This window comes from Vibrio hepatarius (assembly GCF_043642085.1).
Taxonomy (GTDB): domain Bacteria; phylum Pseudomonadota; class Gammaproteobacteria; order Enterobacterales; family Vibrionaceae; genus Vibrio; species Vibrio hepatarius_C.
On record NZ_JBHZSA010000018.1, the window covers coordinates 1 to 15,696 of the forward strand.

Below are 15,696 nucleotides of genomic sequence, written 5' to 3' on the forward strand. Positions count from 1 at the left end.
AGGGACGAATTTCCCGAGGGGCAAAGAACTAAAGCCTAAGACCTTTAAGCCTTTGAATTTCAAGTAAACATAACGCCTTGTTAAGGTGTGAGGCACGCAATACCCAAGCTTCCGCATAACACCTTAACCACCAAATCTAACGCATAGTAAAAATGCCACGCGTGCCGAATCACTCTTGAACAATTTGTTATGTGCGTTGCCAACCTTTAGCCACTAAATACTTATCAGGGATCCTTAAGCGAACTTCTTCATCAATTTCGGCAAGAGTATCGAACAAATCTGGATAACTAACTTTACGTGATAGAATGCTAAAGCTTATACCTTTCGATACTTCACTGAAAAATAGGCTATTTCGCTCAAAAGTAATCCTAATTACCGAATATCTATAAAGGGAAAACTCAAGTACAAATCTCTGAAATGGTAGGTTGGTGCTCTCTGAAGTACAAAAGTCATCAGCAGCACTCCCCCAATAATCAGATATTTGAGTGACTAAGCTCGCTTCAAGTTCGTCGATATCCATTCGATGATCCATAATGTTTATAGCTCCAAGCACATAACGCTCTGCTAAGGGGTGAGCAACGCAATACCAATGCTACCGCAAACCACCTTAATCACTAAATTCAACGCATAGTGAAAATGCCACGCGTTGCGAATCCCTCTTGAGCAGTTTGTTAGTTTGCAAACCCAAAGCGTGATTTTACGTTATTTTAAACTTTGCAAACAATAAGCTTTATGTGTTTGATGCACTTAAGTCAGGCGTAGTCTCAAAGCGGCTACTCAATGAAACCACGTGGAACAAACAACGCCGCAGAAAACGAACTAACAACACCAAAAAGCGCTTTTGGAAAACCAATCTCACAATGCGAACTTTCAACAAAGCCACTGAAACCACGTGGAACTTGCCACACCAAAGAAAGCGTCACTTCAGCGAGTAGATCGGCTTTTATACCAACAAACTCAACGAGCAGAGTTTCAGCAAAAAAGTTCAACTCAGTTAACCCAAAAGTCACCGCACCAAAGAATAAATCAACCGTTGAAACGATGCCACTTTTGGGTTTTCACCACGTGAGTTAACACTGAAATTGAACGCCGATATGACGATTTCGACTTTGAACTTTTACCACTAGATCTTGCGATATTGCTGCGTTTTTCCTCTTGCAAACTAACGCCCTGTTAAGGGGTGAGCAACGCGATACCGATGCCGCCGCAAACCACCTTAATCACTAAAATCAACGCATAGTGAAAATGCCACGCGTTGCGAATCCCTCTTGAACAGTTTGTTATGTAGCGATGCTCGCAAGGACACAAACCAAGAATGCAGGCACGCCAGCTATGAGCAGTTTGATACAAAAGGCTGTATTTTCTGAGAACCGCTTATCATCGATTTCGTCCGCAACACTACGATCAACCATTGAGTCTGTAATCCTATCAACCTTGTCGCCAGACTGCCCCATACCACCCAGAGGTGGATACATGAAAAATAAGGCTGTCGTCCCCCATATAAGCATTACGATGAAAAATGCAAAGTCCGATACAAACTTAAGTCCAACGAAGCCTGTAGACATCTCTAGACCAACAACTATTACGGCTGCTATTACATTCGCAACCAATACAAATCGAACTAAACCAAGCATTTATACTCCATTTCTTACCTAGCTACATAACGCTCTGCTAAGGGGTGAACAACGCAATACCGAAGCCGCTGCATACCGCCTTAATCACTAAAATCAACGCATAGTAAAAATGCCACGCGTTGTGAATCCCTCTTGAGCAGTTTGTTAGTTTGCAAACCCAAAGCGTTGATTTTAAGTCATTTTAGACTTTGCAAACAATAAACTTTATGTGTTTTGATGCACTTAAGTCAGGCGTAGTCTAAAAGCGGCTAATCAATGAAACCACATGGAACAAACAACGCCGCAGAAAACGAACTAACAACACCAAAAAGCGCTTTTGGAAAACCAATATCACAATGCGGACTTTCAACAGAGTCACTGAAACCACATGAATTTACCACTTCAGAGAAAACGTTATTTCAGCGAGTAAATCGGCTTTTGTACCAGCAAACTTAACGAGCAGAGTTTCAACAAAAGAGTTCAGCTCAATTAACCCAAAAGTAGCGACAACAAAGAACAAACCAACCGTTAAAAAGATGCCAATTTTGGATTTTCACCACGCTCGTTAACACTGAAATTGAACGCCGATACGACAATTTCGACTTTGAGCTTTTACCACTAGATCCTGCGATATAGCTGCGTTTTTCCTCTTGCAAACTAACGCCCTGCTAAGGGGTGAGCAACGCAATACCGAAGCCGCCGCATACCACCTTAATAACAAAAATCAACGCATAGTAAAAATGCCACGCGTTGCGAATCCCTCTTGAGCAGTTTGTTAGTCGCGAGGCACCGAGCGACAATTTTAAGCCAAACTAAACTTTGCGAACAACAAACTTTATGTGCTTTGACGCACTTAAGCCAGGCGTAGTCTCAAAGCGGCTATTCAATGAAACCACTTGGAACAAACAACGCCGCAGAAAACGAACTGACAGCACCAAAAGGCGCTTTTGGAAAGCTAATCTCACAGTGCGGACTTTCAACGAAGTCACTGAAACCACGTGGAATTTACAACACTAGAGAAAACGTCATTTCAGCGAGTGAATCGGCTTTTGTACCGACAAACTCACCGAGCGGAGTTGCAACCAAAAACAGACTCTCGATTGCCCTGCTCTGTCAGCATCAAAGAACAAAGTAAGCGCTAGGACACTTGCAAAACTTTGGACTTAGAACAGCAGAAACTGAGTTTTGACCATCGACGATGAATCTGTGTACCAAACAAACAGCTGCCAAATTTTGAGCTCAGAAACATGATTTTGATTGCTAGCTTTTTCTGGCGACTAACGCCCTGCTAAGGGGTGAGCAACGCAATACCGAAGCTGCCGCAAACCACCTTAATCACTAAATTCAACGTATAGTGAAAATGCCACGCGTTGCGAATCCCTCTTGAGCAGTTTGTTAGTCGCGAGGCACCGAGCGACAATTTTAAGCCGAACTAAACTTTGCGAACAACAAACTTTATGTGCTTTGATGCATTTAAGTCAGGCGCAGTCTCAAAGCGGCTACTCAATGAAACCACTTAGAACAAACAACGTCGTAGAAAACGGACTGACAACACCAAAAAGCGCTTTTAGAAAGCCAATCTCACAGTACGGACTTTCAACAAAGTCACTGAAACCACGTGGAACTTACCACACCAGAGAAAGCGTCATTTCAGCGAGTAAATCGGCTTTTGTACCAACAAACTCACCGAGCGGAGTTGCAACCAAAAACAAACTCTCGATTGCCCTGCTCTGTCAGCACCAAAGAACAAAACAATCGCTAGGACACTTGCAAAATTTTGGACTCAAAACAGCTAAAACTAAGTTCTAAGGATCGACGATGAATCTGTGTTCCAAACAAACTGCTTCTAAATTTTAAGCTCAGAAACATGATTTTGATTGCTAGCTTTTTCTGGCGACTAACGCCGCGTTAAGTGGTGAGCAACGCAGACCACTGCACTTAAAGCATTGTGCCGTACACACTAAAGCTGAATCAAACCTAAAATGCTAAGCGTTGGGAATCCGTCTTAAACGCTTTGTTAGTTGAATTCTTCCACTGACCTACATTTAGGGAAAGAGGAGCACCCCCAAAACTGATTACCTTTATTTTCACCACGCTTTGTTTCACGTACAACCATTTCAGAGCCACAACGTGAGCATTGCTTTATGTTTTCTTTTGAAGCGACCAGCTCTTTAACATGTTGCCTATGCTTTAGATCTGTAACCACGCCTTTCTTTAGCTTAACTTCATTGATGGCTTCAATAATTTGATCGTATTCAGCCTCTGAAAATACTGGTTGTATGAACTGTTTAATGTAATCCAAGCAACCTCGTGCGTAAGTAACATTATTAGGCATATCGGTTTTAAACGTACTATCACCAATAAAAACGATGACCGAGTGCAACTTGGATGAGTCTATGCCTAACAATGATTCAAGGGTTTTGACATGTTTATAATTTTGATGAAGAGGGTTCTGAAATTTAGAAGTATGCCGATAGATTTTTTGAGTCCATTGTTTTTGACTTTTTGAGCCAAAGATCCACCCTTTCATATTTTTCGTTTCAACAACAAAAATACCAAACTTAGATACAACAATGTGGTCGATTTGTGTTGTCCCATCTTCTGTGGGTAAGGTTACATCTTTTACCAACGTGTAATCAGACTCAGTTAACTGTGACAGCAGTTTGTTTACCAAGAACTCGCCGAACATACCTTTAAACCATCGACTCTTGAATATCGAAACGATAAGTAACAGAGGTATGATGTACCAAACTTGAGCTAAAGCACCTGATAGTAATCCCAAAATATCCACGAAACTTCCTTATTCAACTAACGCCCTGTTAAGGTGTGAGCAACGCAATGGCGATGCCGCCGCATACCACCTTAAACACTAAACGCAACGCATAGCAAAAATGCCAAGCGTTGCGAATCACTCTTAAACAGTTTGTTAGACGAATTACAGCGTGTAATTGATATCACCTTTGATATCCGTTTGATCTGAGGAAGAGTTTTGTAACTTATTCAACTTACTCAGGTTTTGGCTTGGGTGTCCATATGAGTTTTCCCCCACTGATATGCAGCAGATTACGCTTGCAAATTCTTTCTTCCAGCACGACACAGAAAGGTTACCTGCTACACCCCCATGATGAGGAGCAACGAGGATTGCACTTTTTCCCAAATAACGATTGTGAATAGCATTAAGTATCTTGGGATAGTGATGATCCCCTGTTAAGAGTGCCGTTTTATTCTGACCTTTAACCGCTAGTACTATACCAGTTTGGTTCCTAGAACTACCTTTCACAGCGCGAAACACATCTACTGTCTGACTTGATGATAATAAGTTTAAATCAATACGATTTCCCACCCGCACAGTCGTCGGAGCAACAAAATAACAATTAACATTATTTTTGGATAAGTTATCCATTGCGTCACTGTAAACATTCGAAGGAGGCAAATTATCTGGCCCATACACAGCATTTACCTTTGATAACTGACTTACACTTAAGTATTTCAAAGCTTGAAAATGGTCCATATCCCAATGGCTAATCACAATGTCAATTTTTCTGTTAGAAAAGGAAGCGAACCTTCGATCAACCAAAGACTGAACTTGAAACTGATTGAAGTTTGAAGATGCCCCTAAGTCATAAACTAACGTCTCTGATTTTGTGTGTATTTCATTCCAATTTCCTTGACCACAGTTAACCACTCTTAGCTCTTCTAGTTGGTCATTGAAGTCAATGTCAACACTCTGAACAGATGGATAATCATTCCCATCAACATGTGTCAAAAACTGTGGAAAATCATCGATAAAGTTTTTAACTCGAATAACCCCCGAATATACCGCACTTCCCACAGAGTCATCGCTAATCGCTTCGTAGCTCGCATTTTCAAAGTATCTATTTGGTAGAGAGTACCAAGACCCCGAAAACATCCTATTCTTTCCATGATAAGGCGCGATTATTTTATAAAACTTAAATGGCGAATATTCAATATCTGGGTTGATTAGTAAAAATAAAGCTTGAGCTTCATCAATTGACCGAAAGTCTATTGTGTACTCGACTATTCCCGCATCTTTCTTTGAAAGGTAACTCTCGATGTATAACTTCGTTTCTTTTGTCACTTGAACTCCATTCGTCTAACGCCCTGTTAAGGTGTGAGCAACGCAATACCATTGCTCCCGCATACCACCTTAAACACTAAAACCAACGCATAGTAAAAATGCCACGCGTTGCGAATCACTCTTAAACAGTTTGTTAGGGCTTTTGCTTGATGATGAAGTAAATCGGTTTGTAATACCAAGTTCGAGTAAACCAAAGACCATCACCAGGCTTGCGGTTTAATTCAGACATAATATTCATAGCTTGTGACCACGTCATCAGAGGACATCGTTCCCTAATTACATCAACGATATTTTCATAACAAACTTGCTCGATACCATGACCCACAGAATTGATGTCAACATTGCCACAATTGGTCAGATTAAAGATTATTTCCTGATCTTTTTTAGCATTTGGAGAAATATGAAACCATACTTTTTCAGAGCAATTCATTTCAAATAAGTTTTGCGCAATCGGCATGCCACAGAAAACTGGAACTTCATACTTCTTTGCTAAGTTGTTAAACTCGAACACATAAGAGTTAATCTTACCTTGAACTTCACGTTTTTTACCAACCTTAACTTTTGGTCTTCTCGCAAACAAAGCCACTAAAAATACAGGCTCTGTGCCATGTATTGCATCTGAAGTTTTATTACCTTCTCTCGTTTTCCAATATTGGATAGGTACATTGTCACCTAACTCATTTAACAACGATGAAAATGCAGGAACTAGTGAAAACTCTGTTGTTTTTTCTGAACAATAACTAATCATCAAATGCTCCTTTATTCGTGAGCCCTAACGCCCAATTAAGGGGTGAACAACGCCTCCACCCAAACCTAAAACATTGTGCCATAAACACTTAACTAACTTGAAGTGAGGGCGCCAAGCGTTGTGAATCCCTCTTAAATTGCTTGTTATGTGTTTGAACTTAAAGGGTTCTCCATTTCCACCAACCCCTTGACTTCAGATGTTCTAACGAAGCCCTTGGACTCATACAGGCTGATAGCTGGATTTTCACTAAACACACGCAAAACTAGCTTAGTGGATTGTCTTTCAAGCGCATGTCTAACAACTAGTTCGAGACACTTTGCCCCAATTCCTCTACCCTGAAACTCAGGCAAAATTTGAAAGTCTCTCAAGAAGGTAGTATCGCCACTATAGCTAAAACGGAGAACACCAACACGAGTTTGGTCTAGATGGACTTCGTAATTATCGAACTCTTCCCAACTACTTAGAAACTGATTGTGATCCCAGATTACCCCACGAGTTTGATAGTAACCTGCCATATTTGACTTGGTTAAAGATTCTGCGAATAAGGAGTCACTACCTACTTTGAGCTGTACTTCCATGCATTTTCCTCTGGTTACACATAACGCTAATTAACCCACATTAAGTCACTCTAACCACATGCTCAAGTGTAACCTTTCATCTAGGTCATTTACACCAAACCACCAGCAACCTAATGATAAGTTTGGCTTTATGATACATAACCATACCACTCACTTCGGAGTTAGGTTGCAAAGTGTCACTTAATTCTCAACGTGGGTAGAATAAACCAACGAACCTAGTCGCCCAGCTTACTGCACTTCATAAAGATAAAGTTAGGGTTACGAGATAAACGCTCATAAGTATCTTTATCTAACTCTTTTACTTTTTCCGATATTTTGCCTTCAGAGAGCTGAGAGATAACAAGTCCACTTTTAGTGATCGCATCCGTAATTTCCATTAAAGAGCGACGGTAGAACCTAACGGGTACTGGCGTGCCGACCGTATCCCACTCTTCTTCAACTAACTCTAGCTCAAAGTAATTGCCTGTCTTCGAGCATTCAAAGTCTGCAAATGGATGGTGGGTTGAAAACACGATATACCCATTTGGCTTAAGTACTCGGCTTACTTCACTGAAAAACACGCTTAGATCTTCAAGATAATGGAGAACGAGTGGGCAAATCATCATATCCACGTTTGCGCTTTTCTCGTTAGGTAGTCCTAATGAAAGGTCTTGCTGATAAGCGTTCACTCGTCCGTCAAACTTTTCTTTGACTATCTGGACCATCTCATCAGAGTAATCAACGCAGGTGACTTTAGACGCGTCAGCTTCAAGTAGGTGCTGCGTGTAGACTCCAGGTCCACAACCCAAATCCATAACATTTAAGCCAGATACTGAACCTAACATGCTGAGAAGAGTCGGCCTTTCTAAGTGAGCATTGTAGATATTGTCGGTAATAACAGAGTCATAACGCTTCGCATACGTTGAGTAGAGTTCAGACTTCACGATGTCTCCTTAAGGGGCTAGAAAGGTGATGAGTATATTAGCTACAAGCTGAGAATGGTCACTTATGTGTCAATTGTTCTAGACGTTAGCAGAAAAGGCCTCAGGGGCAGAAAAATTATATTTATCGTCTAAACAAAATCCTTAAGTTGCTGCGATTTTGTCATCTCTCTACCATGCCTTCAATTATTGATTACCGAAGATAAATAGCGGTTGTTATAGATCGACCTTTGAATGTGAATTCGACTTCACCGTTTTGAGCCAAATTCGGCTCAGCTTACATCTATAAAAATCTCTATTGGAGTAATTTTCGTGAACGATTTAAAAAATATTTGTCCTGCAAAGATGAGCAAAGAGCGTATCAAGCGTGAATACGACCTACGCGTACTCAACTGCGTTAGTGAAGGCGAGTATGAATCACGAATGGCAGTTTGGAACGATTTATCCCTAGCGGGCGCGACAGCTCTAGAAGCCAAAACTTATGTGGATAATGCATTCGATAAGTTGCAACAAGATCTTAAGGAAGCAAAACGCGAATTAGCGATTAACTACGCTGATTTTTCTACAATGGCTAACGAAGAGATTAACTTCATCAAAGTCCACGTCGCCGACAACAAAACCCAATATTTCTGGTACGCAACGATCGTACTGATGATCGCGGGCACTATCGCTCTGTGCATCTAGCTTTATGCGAGTGCTCATAGCCAAGGATGGCGTGAACTCTCCCGAAACATATCAAGTTATTCCCGTCGATTTAGTCGACCAATACTATCGACTCTGAACTCTCTACAATCTCAACGCCAATTTCTTTCAACTGTTCTACAATATCACTCGCATTGTCAGGAAAGACCGCACGAGTCGACGCTAGGTTTAGTATCACGTTGAATCCCGCATCAACTAACTGCTCTACGGACTTTCTCACGCAGAAATCTAACGCCAACCCACCGACAATCACATGGCTGATCTGATGAGATTTCAAGAACTCTATCCCGCCCGTAGAAAGGGTATCCGCCTGATCGTGATAAAACGCGCCATAAGGGTGAGCATCGGGATCGATGCCTTTGTTGATTTGAAAATCGTACTCTCGAATAGAAGGCAATCCTGGCAGCAATTCGACGCCAGTTGTACCTACTACGCAATGCGGGTTCCACTTAATGTCTACCTCTGGCAGGCCAACTGGCTCTAGCATCTGCTCTGGCGTTTTTGCCTCCCATGCAGCGCCCGGTGGATGCATATCGCGTGACACCATTTTAATCGCGGCCTTTGAATGATTACGTTTGAGTTCGTCTACAATGTCTAGCGCGCCTTGCACTGGAAGCTCTTTCGGGCACAGTTCACTGAATCCTTTCTGCGGATCCACATCGATGGCTGCCGTTTTAGATCGTAGTAACTGAATAGTTTTCAAAGACATGGAGGTTCCTTTAGCGAATTATCAAACGTAGTAGGCGATTTCATTGTCTATAATACTCAAGTTAGCGGATAAAACACCTGCTTTAGGCGTAGATAGCTCTTAGTTCGTAGAATTTGACAATTTTCATCGCGTTAACTAGAGTGCGACTCTTCACCAAGCCTAGTAACACAATAGGAAGGCCGGATGTCAGCCTCACTTTTCAACGACAGAATTATCCAAAGCGCACTCGACTTAGATGTCTATAAAATCAATATGATGTTTGCCGCTTTCACGCACTATCCGAAAACTGAAGTGCGTTATGAGCTTATTGTGCGTTCGAGCGAAGACATATCCGACTTACACGGCTTAATTGAACAAGAAATCAATCTACTGGCAGAGTGCTCTTTCACCACTGGTGATATCGCCTACCTTAGCCAGCATGCCAATTATTTAAGTGATGATTTCCTCTCCTACTTGGCTGACTTTCGCTTTTTACCGCAGCAACAAGTCACTGTGTCACGAACAGATAGGCAACTTAGTGTCTCAATCAAAGGCGTATGGCATGAGACAATCTTGTACGAAACGCTGGTGATGAGCATTATCTCCGAAGTGCGCAGCCGTCAGCGTTGGAATCAGATCCCCACTGCGCAGTTCTCGAAAGTGCTAGAGCAAAAAGTGTCATTGTTAAAATCTGAGCTTTCGAAGCGCTCGCTGACTAACTTCAATTTTTCTGAGATGGGTAGCCGCCGCCGGTTTAGTGCTCAAGTTCAACATGATGTCGTTGCCTACCTTAATCAACACGTTCCGGAGCTGATGACAGGGACCAGCAACTATCACCTTGCTAAAAAGTTTGGGCTAACACCTATTGGTACCGTGGCACATGAGTGGTTTATGGCCCATCAAGCGCTTGTCGAACCTGCAAAGTCACAACAAGTCGCCCTAGACCTATGGCAGTCGACCTTTGACGGTAAGCTTGGTATTGCTTTGACCGATACGATTGGTATTGATGCATTCCTAGAGGATTTTAACTTGGAACGTGCTTGCGCTTATGCTGGTGTGCGTCATGACTCAGGTAATCCATTTGAATGGGGTGACAAGATGATTGCCCACTACCAGTCTCTGGGCATAGATCCGATGTCAAAAGTGCTCATTTTTACCGATGGTTTAAACTTTGCGCGCGCGATTGAGATATGTGAATACTTCTCGGGCAGAGCGAATATCAGCTTTGGTATCGGTACTTTCCTCGCCAATGATATGGGTGGATACGTATTAGATGGTATCGAATACCAACCACTGTCTATCGTCGTCAAAATGGCAGAGTGTAACGATCGTCCTGTCGCAAAGATCAGCGATGAGCCAGAAAAGGCCATGTGCGAAGATCTTCTGTTTCTTACCTCTTTAAAGCAAAGCTTTGGCCTCTTACCTCAGCGCAGCTAGAAATTGACCTCTTCAGTAGACCAACCAAATTTGTCGCACAGTGCCTTAAGCTGCGCGACATCCGACTGAGTCTGTGCCACCAGCCAATCCAATATTTCGTTGGCAATAGGGTTAGGATTTCTTTGGTAACAAAAGTACTGCCATTCACTATGCTGCAGGGTAATGTTCTCTGGGCATTTTAAAAACTGGCGATTGAGCTCAGGTAATACGAGCAGCAGATCGGTAACCGTTACTCCTTGACCAGATAAGCACGCGCTAAGCGCCAAATCTAAACTATAGAATACCGTGTCTCTACCCTGCTTTTTACCCTTGAGTTTGGCGTTGCTAAGCCATAATTTCCAATCTTGATGGTCAAGCGTGGCATGCAAGTGTGGCAAGGTCAGTAGATCTTCAATCTTAATGCTCTTATCCGATAGTGATTCGGCGTAAACCGGCGCCATATACTCTTCTCGTAACACGGTAATACCCGCACGATTCTGATAGCGCGAACGCTTGCAAGAGTTAATGATCAGTAAATCGCAATCTTCGGACTCAAGCTGAGGATCTTCATCGATGGAGGGAATGATGACGATTTCATGTTCTGGATACTTTTCATTGAGTAACGCCACATTGGGCATCAATACACGAGTCGCAAAACTGAGCGCACTTTTGATCACAATACGCTTCTTCGCGGGTACCTTCCACTGCCCAATTAATGCATCTAGGTTATGGTAGTTTTGTCGCAATACCTCATAAAGATCCTTGCCACTTTGCGTCAATTCAATCGCACGATGTTTACGTATCAGCAGTGGTGAACTTAACTCTTGTTCAAGCTGCTTAATTTGCCTGCTCACCGCGCTTTGAGTGACATTGAGTTCATCGGCCGCTTTAGTGAAACTCATCAGCCTTGCTACCGCCTCAAAGACTTTTAATGCGTTGTGTGAATAAGGAAGGTGGCTATAAGAGCTCATAAGTTACTCGCATGATCTGAAGTCATGTAAGAGTGGCATAAATGTCATTTGAATGCCAAGTGGATAACTCGTACCTTGATGTGATATCGATCACGAGGCGCATCATGAAAAAAATTCTCTCCTTGGCCATTCCACTTATTATCTCGCAAATGATCTCTATGGCGTTGGTGTTGACTGACGTATGGATGATGTCGCGATTAAGTGTGTCTGCCATTGCCGCGGGAGGATTAGGTGCTTCTGTCTATTCGTTCGTGTTTATTGTCGCTGGCAGTACCGTAGGCTGTGTCGCTAACCTGATCGCGATTGCCTATGGGCAGCGTGTCGCAAGGCCCGACCATGGCAACCAACAAATCAGACTCGCAGTTAAAGGCGCTGTCTTGCTGTCATTTGTACTGACTGTCATCTTAACCATCAGCTTTGCCTTTGTGCCTGAACTGCTAGCGCTTGCTAACCAACCAAGCGAACTCGCTGCACCTGCTATGCAATATGTAGATACTTTAAAATGGGCGATGCTGCCATCACTCCTGCTGCTTGTGTTACGCGGTTTAACCAGTGCGTTTGGCAATGTCCGCTCTATCATGGTCATGTCCCTACTGACAGTAACGCTGAACGTTCCAATCAGCTATGTATTGGCCTTTAGCTTCGATTTCGGCCTTGCGGGTTTAGGTGCAGGAACGGCATTAGCGGCATTTATCGTGATGATTGGTTACACACTTTGGGTATTTAAGCGCCCAGAGTACGCGCCGTTTGCACCTTGGCTGAATCGCGAAGAATATTCACTGTCGCTGCTCACTCCCCTACTCGCTATGGGCTTGCCTATCGCGATGGCAGCGCTGCTTGAGCATGGCTTAATCTATGGCGGAACCTTGATGGCAGGTACTATCAGTATTGCTGCGTTGGCGCTACACCAAATTCTACTGCAATGTTTAAGCTTTACTTGGAACATCAACTTTGGTTTCTCACAAGCTGCGGCAATCCTCGTCGGACAAGACTTCGGCGCTGAAAACTTTGATGGCATCAAACGTACTGCTCTGCGCAGTTTTGGTATTACCACGCTACTGAGTGTCATTTTGGCAGGCGGCTTTATGTTATGGCCTGAGTTTATCGCCGGTATCTTTAATCTAGACGCAGACCTAACCCATTTACTGACGCTGGTTCTTTGGGTAGTCGCGCTGTCATTCGTTGTAGATGCGTGGCAATTGTTGGCGATAAACCTATTGCGTGGCATGAAGATTGTTATGGGCCCGACCATTATGACTGCAATTGGTTATTGGGCATTTGGCCTACCGGCGGCATGGCTACTCATGCCAGAGTTTGAATTAGCCGGCATTTGGGGCGGTATTGGCATTGGCTTAGGCGTGACTGGCGTGTTGCTGCTTATTCAACTGATCTTTGCGATTAGAAAACAGCGCAATACAGATTCACTTGCGATGGCGATGAGCTAAGCGATACACTCGCAGCTTATTATCAAGAACCAGACTATGACCGATCTAGAACTCGAATTTGAACATATCTATTTAGAAGTGAAATCTGAGCGCTGGCATCAAGTCGAGCGCTTTCTATTTAGCTACTTCTGCTACAAACACGATTACGTCAGCAAGCAAGGAAAGCCGGACTGGGAACTGGCCCGTAAACGCGTTACGCGCTCTACGAGCTGTACAGACCTAAAAGAGTCAGCCCTTGAGCCTGTTGTGCCCCTTAGCGTCGTTATTGGAGAGATAAAGCGCTACTGGAGAGATGGAGAACTAACGCCGAGCAACTTGCGCCGCCTGCTCGATAGCCTAATTGACTATGTCTTGATCTCTAAAGCCGAGCTACAAGCAATAAAAAAAGCTGGCCTGCAGAACGCAATGCCAGCTAGTTGGTATCAGAGTGAACATAAACCCCTTCTCGCTCGCCTATCGGCAGTGGCTATCGTAATTGAAATTAGTCTCAGCGAGTAAGTCTTCTATGTGGCCTTACCGCTAAAGGCAGCAATACATACGAAACCAACAGAAACTACCGTAACCAACATGTTATCTACATTATCTAACCTCTTCATGCTTTCAGGCTAACTCTACGACTAATGTCTAACTCACTGAGACTATTTGTTTTTTTGAGTTTAGTTTAAGGTACTAACAACTTCAATGATTCGATTATTTATAGGGCAATTTGCTCTTTATCTTTAACTGTGAACCTCAAGCTTTTATAACAATACCAATGATATTCATGCTTGTTTCCGACCCTATTCTTAGTCAGTCATCTTCACTTTTTAACAATAACTCAAGTTACACCGAATAGAGATTTATCGAACTCTTTGTAGAAGAACGAATATCACTCGCTACTCCGCTAAATATTCATGCCGTGAGTACATTACGTTTGTTGGAACAACACACCTCAGAGTGTGAACGAAAGGAATCAAAATGAGCAGCACTTTAGAGTCCGCGCATATAAGAACAGATAAGCCTCAAGCCAATGAGGATGAACTCAGTTATGAACAACAACACAAACCAAGCTCTGAATTTGAGTCCCGAGAGCAGTATCTAGAGCACGAATTGCAAATCATGTCGCCGAAACGCTGGCGTCCAAACTTGCCATTTAAAGATTATCGATTTGAGATTGAAGACACCATCCCAGCAATGGCGGCGACCATTGGTAAAGTAGTTATGGTGGGCGCTATTGCAGCAACCTTTGCCGGGGCTCTAGGGCTAAATGAAGGATTTATTCTAGAAAACGTTCGTTATGAATTACTGATAGCGTCAGTTTTCATCATCCTTTTCTCTGGCTTTCTATTGCCGACCGCTAACCTCGCAGGTACACACGGCCCACTTATCCCTCTAATTCCTATTGTTGTTGCTGCCGGCGGACACCCTATGGCCTTTGGCTTGCTGATTGGCGCTTTTGGCTTACTGTTGGCCCTCAGTAAAGGTGGCAGCATGTTGGCCAATCTCACCAGTAAAGGCGTGTGTGGCGGCTTATTGCTTTACCTAGGCTTTGTCGGGACCGTTTCTCAAGTCAAAAAGTTATTCGCTTGGGCAGAAGGAATCGGTATGAGTCACATCGCTTTCGTTGTGATCTTTTGTACCATTATTCTGTATGCGCTATTGGAACATTTCCGTAAGCGTTGGCTAGCAGTACCTCTTAGCTGCTTGCTGGGTGGCACGTTAGCTTTTGCGATGGGCGCACCGTTTTCTTTCCAAACCGAGCCTGGTTTGCCTCATATGAACCCTATGTATTGGTGGGGAGAAGATACCGGTTGGATGCTAGGCCTACCGACAATTGAACATTTCATGGTGGTATTGCCGTTTGCTATTTTAGCTGTGGCTATGTGGTCACCAGATTTCTTAGGCCATCAAGTCTTTCAAAAAATCAGCTACCCGGAACGTACCGAAAAAGTACACATGAACATTGACGATACCATGACCACGGCTTCTATTCGTCAAACGTTTGGTTCTTTGCTCGGCGGTACTAACTTTACCTCTTCATGGGGTACTTATATCGTGCCAGCCGCAATTGCTAAACGCCCTATTCCTGCAGGCGCTTTGCTAACGGCTCTGTTTTGTATCATCGCCGCAATTTGGGGCTACCCGATGGATTTGGCTATCTGGCAACCTGTACTTTGTGTTGCACTGATCGTTGGTGTTTTCGTCCCATTGCTAGAAGCTGGTATGGAAATGACGCGTGAAGGGAAAACCACCCAATCTGCAGCGATCGTTGTGTTTTCATCAGCGCTAGTAAACCCTGCATTTGGTTGGTCGCTCACTATGCTGTTAGACAACTTAGGCTTAGTCGGTTGTAAAGAACGTAGCGGTGAACTGAGTAAGATGAGCCGTTGGGTGTTGCCGGGCATTATGTTTGTGGTGCTAACGAGTGTGATGGCGTTGGTTGGTCTTCTTCCAGGTATTCCTGCAATTATTCCAAGCTTTCGCTAACCAGATTAAAACGGTTTAGTACTGTGGTGCTAAACCGTTTTTCTATTCTT

At 43.3% G+C, this 15,696-nt stretch carries 16 protein-coding genes and 1 pseudogene; 7 read left to right on the forward strand and 10 right to left on the reverse strand.

The genetic code is table 11. The features are described 5' to 3' along the window. Positions 1–187: 187 nt before the first annotated feature. The 3 genes from ACHUFZ_RS19940 to ACHUFZ_RS19950 form a co-directional block, all read right to left on the reverse strand. Entirely contained in the window at positions 188–520 is a 333-nt protein-coding gene (locus tag ACHUFZ_RS19940) for a hypothetical protein (RefSeq protein WP_394128519.1), read from the reverse strand. Positions 521–773: 253 nt separating this feature from the next. Continuing rightward, complete coding sequence (locus ACHUFZ_RS19945; protein ID WP_394128520.1) at positions 774–989, reverse strand: hypothetical protein; 216 nt, start codon at positions 987–989, stop codon at positions 774–776. A 291-nt stretch (positions 990–1,280) separates the two neighbouring features. Continuing rightward, the gene (locus tag ACHUFZ_RS19950) at positions 1,281–1,634 is read right to left on the reverse strand and encodes a hypothetical protein (RefSeq protein ID WP_394128521.1); all 354 of its coding nucleotides are present in this window, start codon (positions 1,632–1,634) and stop codon (positions 1,281–1,283) included. An 865-nt stretch (positions 1,635–2,499) separates the two neighbouring features. Here ACHUFZ_RS19950 and ACHUFZ_RS19955 point away from each other — a divergent pair. Together ACHUFZ_RS19955 and ACHUFZ_RS19960 are read left to right on the forward strand one after the other, a co-directional pair. Further along, positions 2,500–2,745 (forward strand): annotated as a pseudogene (locus ACHUFZ_RS19955) (hypothetical protein); the annotation flags it as partial. A 374-nt stretch (positions 2,746–3,119) separates the two neighbouring features. Continuing rightward, positions 3,120–3,422 (forward strand): hypothetical protein, encoded by a 303-nt coding sequence (locus ACHUFZ_RS19960; RefSeq protein WP_262507229.1) that lies wholly within the window; start codon positions 3,120–3,122, stop codon positions 3,420–3,422. Positions 3,423–3,630: 208 nt separating this feature from the next. On the opposite strand, the gene ACHUFZ_RS19965 is transcribed toward ACHUFZ_RS19960, so the two are convergent. From ACHUFZ_RS19965 to ACHUFZ_RS19985, 5 genes are all read right to left on the reverse strand, one after another. Next, on the reverse strand, positions 3,631–4,404 hold the full coding sequence (locus ACHUFZ_RS19965) for an NERD domain-containing protein (RefSeq protein WP_394128522.1): 774 nt from the start codon (positions 4,402–4,404) through the stop codon (positions 3,631–3,633). A gap of 144 nt (positions 4,405–4,548) precedes the next feature. Further along, positions 4,549–5,712, reverse strand: a complete 1,164-nt coding sequence (locus ACHUFZ_RS19970; RefSeq protein WP_394128523.1) for a ComEC/Rec2 family competence protein — start codon at positions 5,710–5,712, stop codon at positions 4,549–4,551. 133 nt (positions 5,713–5,845) lie between these two features. Beyond that, positions 5,846–6,460 (reverse strand): hypothetical protein, encoded by a 615-nt coding sequence (locus tag ACHUFZ_RS19975; RefSeq protein ID WP_332180893.1) that lies wholly within the window; start codon positions 6,458–6,460, stop codon positions 5,846–5,848. 143 nt (positions 6,461–6,603) lie between these two features. Beyond that, positions 6,604–7,038 (reverse strand): GNAT family N-acetyltransferase, encoded by a 435-nt coding sequence (locus tag ACHUFZ_RS19980; protein ID WP_394128524.1) that lies wholly within the window; start codon positions 7,036–7,038, stop codon positions 6,604–6,606. Positions 7,039–7,253: 215 nt separating this feature from the next. Beyond that, complete coding sequence (locus ACHUFZ_RS19985) at positions 7,254–7,961, reverse strand: class I SAM-dependent methyltransferase (protein WP_394128525.1); 708 nt, start codon at positions 7,959–7,961, stop codon at positions 7,254–7,256. 342 nt (positions 7,962–8,303) lie between these two features. Here ACHUFZ_RS19985 and ACHUFZ_RS19990 point away from each other — a divergent pair, with 342 nt between their 5' ends. Further along, positions 8,304–8,642 carry a thiamine-phosphate diphosphorylase gene (locus tag ACHUFZ_RS19990; RefSeq protein ID WP_394128543.1) on the forward strand — a complete coding sequence of 113 codons (339 nt, stop codon included), beginning with the start codon at positions 8,304–8,306 and terminating at the stop codon, positions 8,640–8,642. Positions 8,643–8,712: 70 nt separating this feature from the next. On the opposite strand, the gene ACHUFZ_RS19995 is transcribed toward ACHUFZ_RS19990, so the two are convergent. Beyond that, positions 8,713–9,369, reverse strand: coding sequence for an isochorismatase family protein (locus ACHUFZ_RS19995; RefSeq protein WP_394128526.1), 657 nt, complete (start codon positions 9,367–9,369; stop codon positions 8,713–8,715). 183 nt (positions 9,370–9,552) lie between these two features. On the opposite strand from ACHUFZ_RS19995, the gene pncB reads away from it, so the two are divergent. Beyond that, a complete protein-coding gene (gene pncB / locus ACHUFZ_RS20000) occupies positions 9,553–10,785 on the forward strand; it encodes a nicotinate phosphoribosyltransferase (protein ID WP_394128527.1) in 1,233 nt (410 codons plus the stop codon). Here pncB and ACHUFZ_RS20005 read toward each other — a convergent pair. After that, positions 10,782–11,735, reverse strand: coding sequence for a LysR family transcriptional regulator (locus ACHUFZ_RS20005; protein WP_394128528.1), 954 nt, complete (start codon positions 11,733–11,735; stop codon positions 10,782–10,784). The genes pncB and ACHUFZ_RS20005 overlap by 4 nt on opposite strands. Positions 11,736–11,839: 104 nt before the next feature. On the opposite strand from ACHUFZ_RS20005, the gene ACHUFZ_RS20010 reads away from it, so the two are divergent. From ACHUFZ_RS20010 to ACHUFZ_RS20020, 3 genes are all read left to right on the forward strand, one after another. Beyond that, on the forward strand, positions 11,840–13,180 hold the full coding sequence (locus tag ACHUFZ_RS20010; RefSeq protein WP_394128529.1) for an MATE family efflux transporter: 1,341 nt from the start codon (positions 11,840–11,842) through the stop codon (positions 13,178–13,180). Between the two features lie 36 nt (positions 13,181–13,216). Next, positions 13,217–13,678: a hypothetical protein gene (locus tag ACHUFZ_RS20015; protein ID WP_394128530.1), complete on the forward strand. Its 462-nt coding sequence runs from the start codon at positions 13,217–13,219 to the stop codon at positions 13,676–13,678. Between the two features lie 459 nt (positions 13,679–14,137). Then, a complete protein-coding gene (locus tag ACHUFZ_RS20020; protein ID WP_394128531.1) occupies positions 14,138–15,646 on the forward strand; it encodes a DUF3360 domain-containing protein in 1,509 nt (502 codons plus the stop codon). The last annotated feature ends 50 nt before the right edge of the window (positions 15,647–15,696 follow it).

Excerpts from the sequence above, each read along its gene's own strand:
- ACHUFZ_RS19940 (WP_394128519.1), bottom strand. The coding sequence starts at position 520 with ATGGATATCGACGAACTTGAAGCGAGCTTAGTCACTCAAATATCTGAT.
- ACHUFZ_RS19950 (WP_394128521.1), bottom strand. The coding sequence starts at position 1,634 with ATGCTTGGTTTAGTTCGATTTGTATTGGTTGCGAATGTAATAGCAGCC.
- ACHUFZ_RS19960 (WP_262507229.1), top strand. The coding sequence starts at position 3,120 with ATGAAACCACTTAGAACAAACAACGTCGTAGAAAACGGACTGACAACA.
- ACHUFZ_RS19975 (WP_332180893.1), bottom strand. The coding sequence starts at position 6,460 with ATGATTAGTTATTGTTCAGAAAAAACAACAGAGTTTTCACTAGTTCCT.
- ACHUFZ_RS19980 (WP_394128524.1), bottom strand. The coding sequence starts at position 7,038 with ATGGAAGTACAGCTCAAAGTAGGTAGTGACTCCTTATTCGCAGAATCT.
- ACHUFZ_RS19990 (WP_394128543.1), top strand. The coding sequence starts at position 8,304 with ATGAGCAAAGAGCGTATCAAGCGTGAATACGACCTACGCGTACTCAAC.
- ACHUFZ_RS19995 (WP_394128526.1), bottom strand. The coding sequence starts at position 9,369 with ATGTCTTTGAAAACTATTCAGTTACTACGATCTAAAACGGCAGCCATC.
- pncB (WP_394128527.1), top strand. The coding sequence starts at position 9,553 with ATGTCAGCCTCACTTTTCAACGACAGAATTATCCAAAGCGCACTCGAC.
- ACHUFZ_RS20005 (WP_394128528.1), bottom strand. The coding sequence starts at position 11,735 with ATGAGCTCTTATAGCCACCTTCCTTATTCACACAACGCATTAAAAGTC.
- ACHUFZ_RS20010 (WP_394128529.1), top strand. The coding sequence starts at position 11,840 with ATGAAAAAAATTCTCTCCTTGGCCATTCCACTTATTATCTCGCAAATG.
- ACHUFZ_RS20015 (WP_394128530.1), top strand. The coding sequence starts at position 13,217 with ATGACCGATCTAGAACTCGAATTTGAACATATCTATTTAGAAGTGAAA.
- ACHUFZ_RS20020 (WP_394128531.1), top strand. The coding sequence starts at position 14,138 with ATGAGCAGCACTTTAGAGTCCGCGCATATAAGAACAGATAAGCCTCAA.